The 15,581-nt window shown below is 43.9% G+C and carries 12 protein-coding genes; 5 read left to right on the forward strand and 7 right to left on the reverse strand.

Features of this window, described 5'->3' with window-relative positions; genetic code table 11:
• Positions 1-609: 609 nt before the first annotated feature.
• The 5 genes from DBR43_RS15170 to DBR43_RS15190 all read left to right on the forward strand — a co-directional run bounded on the left by DBR43_RS15170 (position 610) and on the right by DBR43_RS15190 (position 7,290).
• Positions 610-2,322, forward strand: a complete 1,713-nt coding sequence (locus DBR43_RS15170; RefSeq protein ID WP_158622502.1) for a hypothetical protein — start codon at positions 610-612, stop codon at positions 2,320-2,322.
• A gap of 1 nt (position 2,323) precedes the next feature.
• Positions 2,324-3,178 carry a lanthionine synthetase LanC family protein gene (locus DBR43_RS15175; RefSeq protein ID WP_124582264.1) on the forward strand — a complete coding sequence of 285 codons (855 nt, stop codon included), beginning with the start codon at positions 2,324-2,326 and terminating at the stop codon, positions 3,176-3,178.
• A gap of 435 nt (positions 3,179-3,613) precedes the next feature.
• Positions 3,614-4,933: a M20 family metallopeptidase gene (locus DBR43_RS15180; protein WP_124582266.1), complete on the forward strand. Its 1,320-nt coding sequence runs from the start codon at positions 3,614-3,616 to the stop codon at positions 4,931-4,933.
• Positions 4,934-4,982: 49 nt separating this feature from the next.
• Complete coding sequence (locus tag DBR43_RS15185) at positions 4,983-5,786, forward strand: helix-turn-helix domain-containing protein (RefSeq protein ID WP_124582268.1); 804 nt, start codon at positions 4,983-4,985, stop codon at positions 5,784-5,786.
• A gap of 61 nt (positions 5,787-5,847) precedes the next feature.
• A complete protein-coding gene (locus DBR43_RS15190; protein WP_124582270.1) occupies positions 5,848-7,290 on the forward strand; it encodes an alpha/beta hydrolase in 1,443 nt (480 codons plus the stop codon).
• 195 nt (positions 7,291-7,485) lie between these two features.
• Here the strand turns inward: DBR43_RS15190 and DBR43_RS15195 are convergent, their stop codons facing one another.
• The 7 genes from DBR43_RS15195 to DBR43_RS15225 all read right to left on the reverse strand — a co-directional run bounded on the left by DBR43_RS15195 (position 7,486) and on the right by DBR43_RS15225 (position 15,515).
• Positions 7,486-9,036, reverse strand: coding sequence for a tyrosinase family protein (locus DBR43_RS15195; RefSeq protein WP_124582272.1), 1,551 nt, complete (start codon positions 9,034-9,036; stop codon positions 7,486-7,488).
• A 127-nt stretch (positions 9,037-9,163) separates the two neighbouring features.
• Positions 9,164-9,892 (reverse strand): siderophore-interacting protein, encoded by a 729-nt coding sequence (locus DBR43_RS15200; RefSeq protein ID WP_124582274.1) that lies wholly within the window; start codon positions 9,890-9,892, stop codon positions 9,164-9,166.
• Between the two features lie 3 nt (positions 9,893-9,895).
• Positions 9,896-11,227 carry a TolC family protein gene (locus tag DBR43_RS15205; protein ID WP_158622503.1) on the reverse strand — a complete coding sequence of 444 codons (1,332 nt, stop codon included), beginning with the start codon at positions 11,225-11,227 and terminating at the stop codon, positions 9,896-9,898.
• A gap of 13 nt (positions 11,228-11,240) precedes the next feature.
• Complete coding sequence (locus DBR43_RS15210) at positions 11,241-12,803, reverse strand: DHA2 family efflux MFS transporter permease subunit (protein WP_124582278.1); 1,563 nt, start codon at positions 12,801-12,803, stop codon at positions 11,241-11,243.
• Between the two features lies 1 nt (position 12,804).
• Positions 12,805-13,881, reverse strand: a complete 1,077-nt coding sequence (locus DBR43_RS15215; protein ID WP_124582279.1) for an HlyD family secretion protein — start codon at positions 13,879-13,881, stop codon at positions 12,805-12,807.
• Between the two features lie 80 nt (positions 13,882-13,961).
• Positions 13,962-14,816, reverse strand: a complete 855-nt coding sequence (locus DBR43_RS15220; protein WP_124582281.1) for a helix-turn-helix domain-containing protein — start codon at positions 14,814-14,816, stop codon at positions 13,962-13,964.
• Between the two features lie 87 nt (positions 14,817-14,903).
• Positions 14,904-15,515 (reverse strand): RNA polymerase sigma factor, encoded by a 612-nt coding sequence (locus tag DBR43_RS15225; RefSeq protein WP_124582283.1) that lies wholly within the window; start codon positions 15,513-15,515, stop codon positions 14,904-14,906.
• Positions 15,516-15,581 lie beyond the last annotated feature (66 nt).

The raw sequence follows: 15,581 nt of genomic DNA on the forward strand, positions 1-15,581 counted from the left end.
AGACGTCCTCACATAACGCCGTTAATCTATTTAAAGTGGAAGAGATGTGAGCTCTTCCTTGTTTTTCAGACAACTTTGAATTCTGGCAGCAGCCCGTATCCGTTAACAAGCAATGTCGGTGTTACCCGGATTTTCATTGATTTAACCCAACTGCTCCTGGTTATAATTTTCCCTTTCTGGTTATTCATTATGATAGTGATGTTCGGTCTTTTCTAACTGCCCGCTTTTAATACCATATTCTACTAAGGTATCCTGCACCGCCAAAAGCGACGAAGCATTCAAATGATCCGTAAGCAAGAGTTTCAAATACAAGTTAGCATGCTTAATATTTAGGAATTTAAGTAAAAAACCACATACGTTGAATAAATCGTCGTTTAGTTTAGCTTTTAAAAAATTGGTTAGAATAGACATACTTTTTAGTTAAAAGTTGATCACTATCAAACTTATGAAAAATAAGTATTTTATTAGTAAATTAGAATGTTGATATTTATTCCTTCACTAGGATGGTTCAGATAGCCTGCTTTACAAATGGTAAAATTATAAGAAGGATGAAGTTTTACGGCGCTATATTGAAGTTTGTAAAAGGTTATTTACCCCCGATTAGTAAATATGATATATATATCAGCGCAGCCCGATAGCTTCTATTTCCTATGGCAATTGCAGCTACAACTTTTCAATTTCTCCCGTTTGGGCATCCCACAAACAGACATACACGTTCTAATCGGATATGATAAACAAATGGGCTTGACCAAGCATTTTAGTTCGTTCATTTCCACAAATGGCCAGGCTATGTTTTATTGTTATCCAGACACGAGGAAAAAACGGGATTATGATTCTTCGTTGCGTCCCCATATCATTGCAAAGCATTTCAAGGCAAACAGTTTCTTACAGGATCAGCACATCTTTTACCATGATTCGGATATCATTTTTACAGAATTGCCCGACTTTACTGCTTTATTGACGGATGAGGTTTGGTACGCTTCGGACACAAAAAGTTATACTGGTTATCAATATCTCTTAAACACGATTGGAGAAGAAGGTTTTCAAGGTATGTGCGCGAAGCTAAAAGTAAAACCAAGCCTGATCAAGTCCAAAGATTCCAGTTCTGGGGGAGCTCAGTATTTATTAAAGCGTGTCAATGAAGCCTTTTGGAAGCGCTTAGAAATAAACTGCGAGAAGGTTTTCCAATATTTGAATGATCTGAATAATGTGCAGGCCAGGGATGAAAGAAAGATACAAGCGTGGTGTACGGATATGTGGTGTTTATGGTGGGCCGCGATTAAATTGGGCAGGGAAGTATCCACAACACCTTTGTTGGATTTCGCCTGGGCCAACACATCGTTACAAAATCATAGATCCGAAATGATATTGCATTATACAGGGAACCTACATATAAGCGATACAAAGTTTTTCAGAAAAAACAACTATAGTCGATGTACGCCTTTTTTTTGTGACCACACGGCAATCGATCCATCCTCCTGGAGCAAAATATTAGTGGATGAAATTAAAGCCTATGTTTCTGAACTCAAAAGCAATAGAATTAGGCTGAATCAGGTAAGCATTCTAATTCCAGTACGCATCGATAGCGAAGATCGCCTGGAAAACCTATACATGGTCTGCGCTTATTTTGATCACTGCTTTGAAGTTGAAATCATAGTTCTGGAAGCTGATATATTACAAAAAGTTGATATCACAACTTTACCGGCAAATGTCAAATACCATTTTATAAAAGATGAAAGCCCTATATTTTACCGTACCAAATATATCAATCGGCTACTTTGTTTGTCGGTGATGGAGATTGCAATTATCCATGATGTTGACGCGATTATTCCTGCCCATCAAATATTAAATGCCGTAGATCTCGTGAAACATGGGAATGCTGAAGTTTGTTATCCATATGATGGAAACTTTATCGGCCTGGATCTATTGTTCAAATCGATGTTTGGTAAAACTTACAATGTAAATTTTTTTGAAAAAAATATTGGTAAACTCAATATCATCAGTAAGCGGTCATTGGGAGGGAGTATCATTGTAAAAAGGAATACATATCTATCCATTGGCGGAGAAAACGAATATTTAGATAACTGGAGGCCCGACGGTGTCGAGCGCTTTAAACGGATAAAAAAATTAGGCCTGCGCACGCAAAGGGTGGATGGAAATCTATATCATTTACCCCATCCGCGATCCCAAAATAGCGTATACAACAGCAACGAATTATATTTAGTACTGGCGGAAGAATATTTTAAAATATGCAGGATGAATAAGGAGGAGCTTTTAAATTATGTGAAACAATGGCCATGGAAGGTTGAAAACCAATTTTAATATGTTAGCATTATTAGAAAAAATATCACAATCTGCATCAATGGGATTGCATGAAGGCAAAATGGGTGCTGCCTTATGCTACTTTAAGCAATATCGGATTACCAAAGACAAGGCATATCTCAACAAAGGAAAAAAACTGTTAAAGTATGTTGCTGAAAACATTGGAGGGATAGAAAGTTGTGATTTTTCGAACGGTCTGCCAGGTATTGGCTGGGGTATCGAATGGCTAGTGCAGAACAAATATATGAAGGCAGACACGAATGTGGTGCTTAGCGACGTAGACGATGAGATTTATCGATTGGTATTATTTAGTAAAGCAGATAAATTAAACCTGGCGAACGGAACTCTGGCACGCCTGCTCTATTGCTATAAGAGGATTACGCATAGAAATAAATCCGGCGACTTCTACCGTGATACCGTGTTGACTGAGTGTCTAATATTGTGCATTGACGAACTTTTTGAAAGTATTGTGAATGATGAAGGAACTGGTCTGAACCAAACATATTTAGACCCTGAATTTTTGTCTCAGGTTTTCATTTTGGTGAATAAAATTATGCCACTGCGTGTAGATCACCAGGTAGTCATAATCAGAAACCTTATAGCAACACGGATATTATTTGATTTAAACAACAATAATATGTTGAATGAAAAAGAGAAATACCTCTATGCAAACTCCCTGCTCCAAGCGGGCCGCTATACAAAAAACAAGATTTGGATTGAAACCGCTGATCAGTTTTTTATAGCTAAAACAACCAGAAAAATTGTCCTAAGTAAACATTCTGTATATGTAGTGCTGGACAAATTGAGCGAAAGTACTAATGATTATAGCTGGAGGGAAGGTTGGCTATTAGGTTAAACTGTCACCAATATTAAGATTGGAAGTTTTAGAAAACGATTGACCATTGAAGCATCCTGAATAGTGCTGACCATATTTGATAAAGTAACATCGAAGGGATCTGCATCTACCAAAGATGGGTCTTATTAATTTTATTAAGATTAACAATAAATTTAAATGGTAACTGTCGCCTTAGTTCATCATTCCAAGCCAATTATTGTTGTGGTCTTGTTATGGACATCACCAGGTAGCAAAACAAATCAGCAACAGGCTCCCCTCTTTGCTACGTACAACAACACCAACCCAAATCGATTCAGTGATGCCGCCATCCAAATAATTGATGAATATCGAGCCCAGCTCGAGTTAAATAAAATCCAAAAAGAAATACAAACTGTAACGTTCTGGTTGATTACATGGTCTAACAATTACTGATTTGAACTCAATCAGGTAAAAATCATGAAAAAACTCGCATTCCTCCTAACGTGCTTTATTATTTCCGTTTCCTCTGCACAAGAACCGAAACATAAAATTGTATCATACACCAGCAATCCAAAAAAAGTAAAAGAGACTTTAAACCACGAATCTGTCCAGCTCCAAACTGATCAGATTTTTAACAAACTCATTAAAATCAGGAGAGACTTCCATGAGCATCCTGAACTGGCAGGTCATGAAATCCGGACAAAAAAAATCATTGCACAATATTTACTTGACCTGGGACTTGAGGTCGATACCAATATTTATGGCCATGGCGTTACCGGGATCTTAAAGGGAGGTAAAAAGGGAAAAACAATAGCCTGGAGATCGGACATGGATGCCCTGCCAAATGACTTTGCTGATGACGTTGCTTTCAAATCGAAAAACAAAGGGATTCAGCATGGTTGTGGTCATGATATACACATGGCAGTTGGACTGGGAATAGCCGAAGTTCTTGCAAAAAACAAAGCAGCTTTAAATGGAACAGTATATTTTATATTTCAGCCGGAAGAAGAAACCTTTATCGGTGCAAAAGCGATGATCAATGAAGGTTTATTTTCCAAAACAAAGCCCGATGAGATCTATGGACTGCATGTATCTGCCTTACCGGCCGGACAAATCATGGTCAAACCAAATGAGATGTTCGCCTACCAGAAAAGAGTCCGGATTCAATTAAAAAATGAATTGACGAAAGAGGAGGCAAAAGCATTGACAAAAAAAATCCACAGTTTTTTATCACGGAACACAACCAGCAGCAAACCCTGGGAAATACAACAGATGGTTGATCCCAAAACCGGACTGATGAACTCCAATACAATTTTTAAGGATTACCTCTTTATGGATGAAAATTTCAGTATCCAGTCTAAAAATGACATCCTCTTTCTGCAAGCCTATATATACGAGACCGATTCATCTCGTCTGAAAGACATCCTTCCTAAAATCAAACAGGCAATAGAAGATTCCGGTTATAAAAACCAACTCCTTTCCATTTCATTTACACAGGACAATCCAACGGTTATCAACGACGAAAAGTTGACCAACCTGGCATCAAAAACCCTTGAAAAGATCTATGGAAAAGATGTAGTCATTTCCGATTACGGCCAGGTTCCCTATTTCAATGATGACTTTGCCTATTTTCAACAAAAAATACCGGGTGTTTACTTCTTTCTTGGAGGCTCCAATATGGAAAAAGGAATTATCGCCATGAACCACTCACCTAATTTCCAATTTGATGAAGAAAGCATCAGGACAGGGGTAAAATGTTTTTCGTCTTTAATTCTGGAACGCCTGAATAAAAAATAAATACCCCGGCCAGCCGAAAAAAAATGCATCTTATGTACGAATCCTAATCATGATAGAAATATTCGATAATATCAGAAAGCTCTACCGTTTTTCGCTTCCAACGGAAACGCTCTCTCCTTTTATCGAATTTTTCTCAGAAACAGACCTTCTTTCTGCAGGAGCTTTTATTCAGGACAAGAAGTTTACGGTAAAACTTTTTCCGAGCTTCAGCCCTACCATCTGGATGAACCTCGGAAGTCCTTACCGGCTTCTCCTTGCAAATAAATCCCATCAAATCGATGAGAAAACCGATGTACTTGTGTTGCGGAGCCAGACGATAGAACGTGAAAATGCGCCAACAGACAATATATTCACGGTCAAGTTTTTACCGGGAGGTTTCGAGGCTATTTTTGGCATCAGTCAGACAAAGATCGCGGACCATGTCATTTCACTTGATGAACTCCTGCCCCATGACAAAATTGACCAGATCAAAAGAGCGCCCGATTTTGAAACGAGGATAAAGCTCTGGGAGGATTATCTGACCGAAAGAAAATCTCAAAATGAAACGCATCATTATCTCATGACGGTACAGCACTCTATTGATACATTTTCAGACACCGGTATGAAGCTTTCCGCAGCGCAACTGGCCAATGAACTTCACATGACTGAAAAGTCACTCAACAGGTATTTCAACAAAGTTGTGGGCACAGGACCGAAACACTATTTCAATATTTTAAGGGCCAGGACCTCCATTACAGATTTTCTGAGCAAACGGGATCTCTTCCTGCCAGCCTCCTACGGTTATTACGACATGAGCCATTTTTATAGAGATGTGATTAAATTCACAGGTACGCGAATTTCCGGATCACGATAATTTTGTCCGATTTTTACCTTTTTTCCATAAAAAGGCAACAGTAAATTTGTCTAAAAAGAACATGAAGTTTTCCTCCATCCTCCTCCTGTTATTTGCCCTTGGCCTATCCCCGGTTTTTGCGCAGTCCTACCTGCCAAAGATCGAGCCCTGTCCATGCAACATTAAAATTGAAAAGGGTGTGATTGCAAGGTGCGGCTACCTTGTTGTTCCGGAAAACAGGAAGCGGCCTGATAAAGCCCTTATTAAAATACCATTTATCTTTGTCAGAAAAGAAGGAATGGATTCCGTAAGGAACATTTCACTTTATACCACAGGGGGTCCCGGTTACAGCACGACATCCGGAATTTCCGGGATTACAGCAAACTCCGGCTTCCTGAAATATGGAGGCTTTATTGCTTTCGATCAGCGCGGAACGAAAAAAGCAATCCCTTCATTGGACTGTCCTGAAATAGAGGAAGCCATTCAGCGCTCGTATGTAGAAAACCTTTCCAGAGACAGCCTGGTGCTGCTTGCGGTAAAGGCTTCCCGAAAAAGGATCAGCGCTCAGGGCATTGATCTTTCTTCTTACACTACCACAGAAAGCGCTGCTGATATCAACGACCTGAAACTTGCTTTAAAAATCCAGTCGCTCACCTTGGTGGGTCTTTCTTATAGTGGGGGATTAATGCTTAAAGTAGCAAAAAACCATCCCGAAGGAATCAAAGCACTCGTTTTAAATTCACCACTCCCCGGCTTTGTCAATTATGAGGAGCATGGACTGATCAATATGAATGAGGCACTTGAACAGATTTTTGCCAATGTAATTGCAGACTCCTCAAAGAACGAAAGGTATAAAGATCTGCGGAACCGTTTCCAGGAATATTTCAGCAACATAACCGGTCAACGCTTTACGATGAAGTACTTGCCAAAAGGAAAAACAGACTCCCTTATGATAAGATATGGAAAAGCAGAGCTCCTTGATGCGATAATCGATAGAATTGACAACAGCCGCCTGCGATCCGTTCCATTTGTTATGGATGAGATCATTAAAGGCAATCATTCCCCTTATATCACTGAAATACTTAATGGCGTATTTTCAGGAGACCCGGGCCTCTCTTTAGGCATGCGGTATTCCGTTTATTGTTCAGAACAAATTGCCTATTCAGACCCCGCACTGATTGCCCTGCAGGAGAAAATCCTGCCTTGGTTTGCGGGTTACCCTTTTAATAATGTAGATGCAAAAATTTGTGATTGCTGGAAGGTCAAAGCAGAAGAAAAAGAAGCAAAGGCACCGGTCTACTCCAGGATTCCGGCATTGATCTCCGGAGGTGATGCAGATCCCTGGTGCAGGCCTTTTTACAATACCCTGATCAAAAGATACCTCCCCAATGCACAGCTGCTCCTCATCCATAACAGGGCACATGGATCTGGATTTAGCGCAGATGGATTTGACTATATGGAGGAGTTCATGGCCGATCCTTTCAAAAAACTAAAATCCAAAAGCAATAATGTGAGCATTCAGTAACCATAATTTTAATAGCGTGTTTGTATATTGCCAGATCAATAACTGGCTATGGGCAATCAGCTTTACACTACTTCCGGCAGGCATATGCTATTATTTCAACCAGGAAAAAAAAGCAACCGCCTTAGCGGCTTAAAAAAAGAACAAAAAAAGGCCCGTAAACCAACTGATTTACCGGGCCTTTGGATCGTTTTGATTCTATATTGCATCCATTAACAGCGATACTGCGATGGTTGGATTGCCAAGTACTTTAAGCGGAACAGTGGCCCCATACATTTCTTTATCGTTTGGTTCCACACGGATGCTCAGCAAACCGCCTGTTACAGCAGTGAGCGGTAACCTGAAGTCAAAATGAACCCTTGGTATTTTCATACAATTGGAACATTTTTCTACTTCGTCCGGCTGGAAAAAAACCGACTTATCCAGCACTTCCCCATCTCTGAGCAGGTACACCTTAAAAGTCCCTGGAATCTTGGTTCTGTCCAGGTCAGTTACCCGCACATTGACTTCCTGATTATCGGCCATAAAAGTACGCGCCATTCCCAGAAACAAGTGTTTGTTGGTCTGCGCATGCGGTAGATTCAAAGTCATAGATTCATAGGAAACATCGAAATTTGTAGCCAGGTCTATCGTAAATTCTGCCGTCAGGTCATCTCTTTTCAAGTTCTGTGCCCATGGGTTCATCTTACCCAGTGCAGGATTGGTAAATACGAGATAGCTGGAGCTGCTTTTGTTTTTAATGGTTTTCATAAAACCATCAACGCTTTGAGCATCGTTATTGGCCTGCCAGATCCACCACATTCTATCCAGGTTGCAATGGTAAAACCAGAAGATGGGATCAAAAGCGGAAACATTTTGCTTACTCATGGTATCGCCTGTGGCATCGTGTCCGGAATCATGACCGGCGATGAAGTCAAGGCTCGGCGTACCATCAAGCAAACCATTGAAATTGTCCCACCATACTTCTGTTTGTGCATTGGCATAGTATTTCATGACATCCGCATTGAAGTTGTTGAGAATGGTCTGCGCATCGTAACGGTTGGTTTGATAACCCGCTTTGTAATTGGGATTGGTGCTTCCTGAGGCAGTACCAATGTCAATTGGCAAAGTATAGGAACCAAATGGCGCCTCGTACATCCAATCGGGCAGCAGCTCATTGAAGTCCCAGTAAGGCAGTGTGACATCTTCGCAGCCTTCAATTGAACGCAGGCTGTTTTCAAATGCCCACATCTGAACCCTGTGCCAGGGCTGAAACCCCGGATCATGATGCTGGCAGAAGGCAAGTGGCAGTCCGTGTATTGCAGCATTCTGGAAATATCCATTCAAATCATCGGTACCAAGATTCATGATTCCGGTGAAAGCAGTTTTCAGCTTTTCCAGTTCTTCGGCAGTCAGCGAGGTCAGACTCTTCCTCACTCTGCCTGTTACCGGAGCGGCAGACATTTTCAGAAATGTCTTATTTTGATGTTGCGGTTCACCTTCCGGATATCCGGCTACCATCCAGGCAAGAAAACTACTGATCATTTCTTTAGACCATGGTGTTCCCGGATCCATCGGCATCCGCCCCTGTGCATCAGGAGGCAGAGACACACGTTGATAAATGTCCGGGGCATGGCTCACTACGAATGAGTAGCTGCTCAGGTCGAATCCCCTGATGGACCGCATTTGTGCAATATCAAAAGCGGTAAAATAATTTTTTACTTCCCCGTGCCATGTAGGCGCCTGGGCAATTTGTGAGGGTGTTAACATGATAAAAGGTGTTTTGAAAGCGTATAATTCTCTGTTTGGTTTAAACGTTATTACAACAATATAAAGCTATACATAAATTTATTAATCGCAATGTAAAAAACATGTTTTTCATTTACCTGTAAATCTGTTATAAACCCACACTTCCCTCTGCCCAATACCCCTGCAGTTTTATATTTTTAGAGCTGATCCCATGTTTTTTAAGCACGGCCCGGAACTTCTGCACAGAAGCGACATTGCCGGTCAGATAAAATACAGATTGCCTGAACAGCTCGGGCTTGGCAATGATCCAGGCCTCCAGTAAAATGATGGCTTCTCTTGCAGGCTCATCGGGCGTCCGAAGTACTGTCCTGACCTCATAACCCCGGTCGTCGGGGACCTTTCTGTTGATTTCATTCAGCTCAAATATCCCCCTCGCCCATTGCTTGTTTCTGTTAATCTCCCTAAGCAGCGCAACGTAGAAGCTGAGGCTCGTCTCGTCCCCGAAAAAGAAATGAAAGGTCTTGTCTTTGTCGTACAGTTTTTTTCCGCCGGGTGCAGAAACCTTTAAGCGGTCGCCGGGCAACAACCGGTCTGCCAGTCCGCTGCCCGGGCCCTTGCCATGGATATGAAATAAGATTTCAAATACGCCCTGCTCCCTGTCAAAAGAAGAGGGTGTATAATGGCGCAGTTCTCTGTCGCTGGCGCGAAAAACCATAGACGAACCGGGATAAAAGTCGAGATGGCTCAGTTCCGCACGGAACGTTATTTTTTTTATTTCCGGGCTGTAGCTGATCGTTTCTGCGACCTCAACGTCGAGGTATTTGGAGGACAATAAATTCTCCATCTGATCGGCAACCCATTTAGGTACATTAGGCATAACTTATGGATTAGTGTTAAAATGATTGGTGGCTTTTTGCAACTGAATTTGTGCGAGGATCAGTTCATAAGCGCTTTGGATATAGTTGCGCTCGGTCGTACTGACACTCTTCTCCGTATCCAGCAAGTTGCTGTAATCAAAGGCACCAAGACGGAACTGCTGCTGCTGGTTCCGGAAGATCGTTTTGGACAACCCATAGCTGTCCGCAGCGTTTTTCAGGTTTAAAACCGCATTGGCCAGTGTGGCACGTGCTTGCTGCACCTCGTAATTGATGTCTGCTTTCTTTTGCTGCTGCAGCAATTCGTTCTGACTGATCTTTTGCTGGTATTCGGCAAGCACCGCTTTGTTTTTGAAATGTGTTGAGATCGGAACATGGAGGTTAAGCGTCAGGTAACTGAAGGGACTCCACCACCTTCCCTTTCCGTAATTAAAGTCGGCGGACAGAAATTGCCTGGAATAATTGGCCCCCAGAAAAACGGATGGTAACGCAGTTTGCCGGGATTTCTTCAGGTTCAGCTTATTTTCCTGCTGCAGGAGTTCCAGCTGTCGCAATTCCGTACGCTCACCGGCCATCTGCTCATAAAGCTGATCTTGCGTTGCAAGACCAAGAGAATCCGTCAATTGCAGGCTTGTATTGTCCGGCAGGTTTAACTGATAACACAAATGCATCAGGCTGAGTTCATAATTCTGCTCCGCCTGTTTCTGCAACTGATCTGCGTTTTCACGATCCAGTTTCGTCCGCAGGTACTGGTTCTCAATCAGCGATCCATTCCTGAACATCCCTTCGGCAATCTTTTCATATTCCCTGTTCCGCTGCGCAATGTCGGCGGCAACTCTTTTCTGAAGTCTACGTAAACCCGCATCCAGATACGCACGGCTGATGTCGAGCATGATGTCTATCTCTGCTGCCCGGTTCTTTTCCCGTTGCTGTGCCAGCTGGTTCTTCGCCAATTTACTGTCGTTGATCAGGTTGGCATTAAAAACAGGCTGACTAAGGTTCAAACTAAACACGCTTTCGTTTTTTACCGTCAGGGGCAACAGCCCCCCTTGTTCGAAGCCGGGAAGCACACCTCCGGGTATCACCGAATTCTGAAGCTGGGGACTGTATTTTATCCGGCCTTCACCGCTCAGCTCCGGAAACCAGTTATTCCTTGCCTGCCTGATCCGGCTTTCGGCGATACTGACATGGTATTGATTGGCTTTAAGGTCAAACCTGTTTTTCAAACCGACCTGGATTGCTTCGCTGCGCGATAATTTAAGTGTATTGCTAATTGTTTGAGCATGGCTCAGCGCAGCCATCATGAGGATGGATATGAGGGGAATTATTTTTTTCATATGATGATTTAATTTAATGTGCATCGGTAACTGCTTCGGACTTGCCTTTGGGCGTTTTAATCAGCAGGATGACCGGGATGCACAGGGCGAAAAGGAAGGCAAAAGTGATGAAGCCATGGCTGTAACTGAGTAAGGTTTGCTGACTGATCACACTGTGATCCAGCAGCTGTGCGGCCGCTCTGGCCGCCTCATCCGTTGCATAGCCTGAGCTGTTGAACGTTTGCGTCAACAGCGCTGACCTTTCCTGCGTTGCAGTGCTGTATTCAGAAATATGGCCCACGAGGTTATTTCGCACAAAAGCCATATTATTAGTGGTATAAATGCTGATGATCGCCACACCAATTGCGCCCCCTAACTGTCTGGTCATGGTGGAAAGACCTGTGGCCTGAGCAAGGTCTCTGCCCCGCAAAGTGCCTACCGCAATGTTGATCATATTCGGTGCGACAAAGGAAACGCCGATATTGCGGATGATAAACGGCCAGAAGAACTGATCTTTGGACGCGTCCGGCGAGATGAGCCCCATGGGGATGAGCGAGATGATGACCAGGACCAGGCCAATGACCATTAAAACTTTCGGGCTTGTTGCAGGAAATGCCTTTTTGATCACGATCATAGCTACTGCACCTACCAATCCACCGGAGATCAGAAATGCGCCGGTCTGTGTAGCAGTCCAGCCCAGGCTCACCTGTGCGAGCAAAGGGAAAATAAACAATGTGCCGTTGGCCATGATGCCGTACATCAAACCGATGAGATTACCCAGCACCAGGTTGAAGTTCCTGTACAGACGGAGGTCTACAGCCGGATGAGCTGTGCTCAGCTCGCGCCAGACAAAGGCAACAAAAGAGACTAAGGAGATGCAGAAAAAAATGCGGATTTCTGCACTGTCAAACCAATCATGGATTGACCCCTCCTCCAGTACATACTGTAGCGAACCCAGGGCCATCGCGATGAACGCAATCCCTGCCCAGTCGATCTTAGCCGGCTTCAATGCATCCGGCAGGTCGGTCACATACTTCCAGGATAAGATCCCAGCGACCGCTCCAAGCGGAACATTAACGAAAAAGATCCAGTGCCAGGAAAGTGAATCCGTGATAAACCCGCCCAGTACCGGTCCGAAGATCGGCCCTAACATTACCCCAAGTGCGAAGATTAAAAAGCCGGTCTTTGCCTGTTCCGGAGGAAATGCACCCAGCACAATGGACATCGCTGTAGACAACAAACCACCACCGGCCATCCCCTGTATAAAACGCCAAAGTACCAGTACCCATAAGCTGTCTGACAGACCACAAAAAAGTGAGGTTACGGTGAAAACAACCACCGAACAGGTAAAGTACAATCGTCTGCCAAACAAATTGGCCAGCATACCTGACAGCGGAATAATGATCACATTGCCGATCCCATAGGAGGTGGAAACCCATCCGATCTCTGTTACTGTGGCGCCGATATTGCCACTGATCTCCCTCAGTGAAACGTTGACAATCGTACTGTCAATCAGCTCCATTACTGCACAGGACACACAGGTCAGCACGAGGATCCATTTGGCGGCCCCGGTTGGATATTGTATTTCTGCTGCCATATTAATTCAGTTTTACCTTCACGAATGCACTCAGACCGGGATAAAGCTGGTCCTTTCCGGAGCGGTTGTCCAGTTTGATCCTTACCGGGAACCGCTGTGCGATCTTGATGAAGTTACCGGTAGAATTGTCGGGTGGAACCAATGCAAAACGGGCCCCGGTTGCGCCGCCATAAGAATCAATCGTACCGGTCAGCCTGATGTCCTGGAAAGCATCAATAGCGATATCTACCTTCTGCCCTGGCTTGATCTTATTCATCTGCGTTTCTTTGAAATTTGCAGTGACCCAAAGCTCGTGGTGATTGATCACTGCACAAAGGGCCTGCCCTGCGCTAACGTATTGCCCCGTCTGCACGATACGTCTGGTCACAATGCCATCAAACGGGGCAATGATAAAGGCATGTTTCAGCTGCGCTTTGGCTGCGTCCAGTTCCGCTTGTTTCTGCAGGATCACATTTCCCGCCAGTACCACCTGTTTACCTTCGGTGAGCGCCCTTGTCTTTAATCCCGAAGAGTTGCTGGTTGAGGAACGCATCTGTGCTTTTGCTTTGAGGTAAGTTGCCTTTGCAATGTCGGCTGAGGTTTGCAGCTGCTCATAAGCATTCTGTGTCATTGCCCTGATCTCCAGTAACTGTTTGGCCCGGCTGAGGTCGGCCAGTGCCTGATCATAGCTTGAGCGCGCAGACTGAATCACCTGCTGACCTGATTCAGACTCAAAGACCGCGGCATTGGCGCTTTGCAAACTGGCCTCTGCCATGCCCCTGGAAACACCAACATTCAGTTTGGCATTTTCCAGCTCAGCACTGATCCTTTCTACTTCAGCTTTCCGTTCTGCTGTATCAAATACGATCAGTGTATCCCCGCGCCTGATCTCCTGATTGTCTTGGAAACGGATCGATGAGACATAACCGCTTATCCCGGCCCTGACCGGCAGCAGGTCGCCGTCGAGCTGTGCATTATCGGTCGTTTCATAGCTGCGGCCATTGAGGTAGGCGCTGACCGCATATGCCAGAACAGCCAGCACAACCACTGCGCCAATGAGCAATTTCATTCTATTGTTTTTGGGTGCTTTTTCTTCCATTTTCTGTCTTGTTTTTGAATAAGACAAAGGTTAGAAGCAGGACAATGCGAATCAATGAACCATTCGGAGGAATGTCTGGACTATTTACGGGAATTGCTTCGGAACTGAAGCGGAGGGATTCCTGCGATCTTGCTGAAAAGACGGATAAAATAAGGTGTGTCTGTATATCCCAACAGATGAGAGATCTCTTTAACCGTACTATTGGTATAAAAAAGCATCCGTTTAGCTTCGAGAATGATTTCCTGATGGATCCAGTAACTAACCGGATAACCTGTACTGTCTTTAACCACCTCATTGAGGTAGGATGCGGAGATATGGAGTGCAGCGGCATATTCCGAGGGACTTTTCATCTCCCGGAAACTGAGCAGCAGCAGTGTCCTGAACTGCCTTGTGATCAGTTGCGGGCGGAGGGCTGAGGAGCTCATCTGGCGCTTGTTGCCCCGACAGGCAGCCACAAACAGGCAAATGCATACCTCGAGCATGGACATCAGGGTATCCTCTTCCCGGTCCTCCCCTGTCTGTTCATTTAACCGGTGGAGCAATGAAAAGCTCTGCCTGAACAATTCGCCTTTTGATGCCGGCAGCGGCACCGGCTTATTCATCATAGCGAAATCGGCCAGCACGGTACGAAAATCATCTTTGATGCAGGTCGGATCCAATGCCAATACCCAGGCAGTAGTATGGAGCGTAGAGACACCGTAATGTACCTGTCCCGGAAGAATACAATGGATGGCGCAATCCGAAATGGTGATTTCCTGAAAATCCACAATGACGGTGCTCTCCCCGGATTGCTGAAACATCAGCAGGTAATTGTCATCGCGGTGTGCCTGGTTCCAATGCGAAATGTCCGGATAACGATCAAGGACCAGCAGCTGGAAGTTCCGCTCAGTGCGCTCGTGCAAATGGTAAACCGGAATCGGGGACTTCTCTTTCATTTAAATATTAAGCACCTGCAAGGTACGGCTTAACGGCTAAAAAAAACGATAGACCAATCAGGGATAAGTATGGACAATTCGGGGTAATTACAGGAGCACTCCCACTTCGGAGCTGGCATAGATCAGTGTCAGTACAACAATAAACGGAGCTGGTCCCAAATGCTGCCTGATGTGTTTCAGCGCATTGTACACTTGTTTTTTTACTGTTTGCTCCGATATATTAAGCCGCTCGGCAATGTCTCTGTGAGACAATTGTTCCGCACGGCTCAAAATAAATATCTCTTTCATTTTGTAAGGAAGGCTGTCTACAATATGATCTATATTGGCCTGTAGCATTTTGGTATCCATTTCTGATTCTACCACCGGCATTTCAATGCCGGAAAAGGCTTCAGACAGTGATTCCTGATGACCTGATTTTTCCAGGTTTTTCTCAATCAGACGGATGGCCATATACCTGGCTGCCGAAAAAAGGTAATTTGGTAATGCGCCCTGAATTTCCATCGTTGCCCTTCGTTTCCAGATCGACTCGAACAACTCCTGTACTACATCTTCTGCATCACTTTCGCAACCCAGAATCCGCATTGCATTGCGGTAAACCTTAGCCCAATAACGATCATATATCGCCGAAAATGCAGACTCATCGTTACATTTCAGCAATTCACATAATTCTTTATCAGTATATGAATTGTTTACCCTCACCTATTAATATTTTATAAAACTAACAAAAAACAAGAACAACCTAATACTAAAAGCGCAGCTCTGAAA

The sequence above is a fragment of the Pedobacter sp. KBW06 genome, from assembly GCF_003852525.1.
Taxonomy (GTDB): Bacteria; Bacteroidota; Bacteroidia; order Sphingobacteriales; family Sphingobacteriaceae; genus Pedobacter.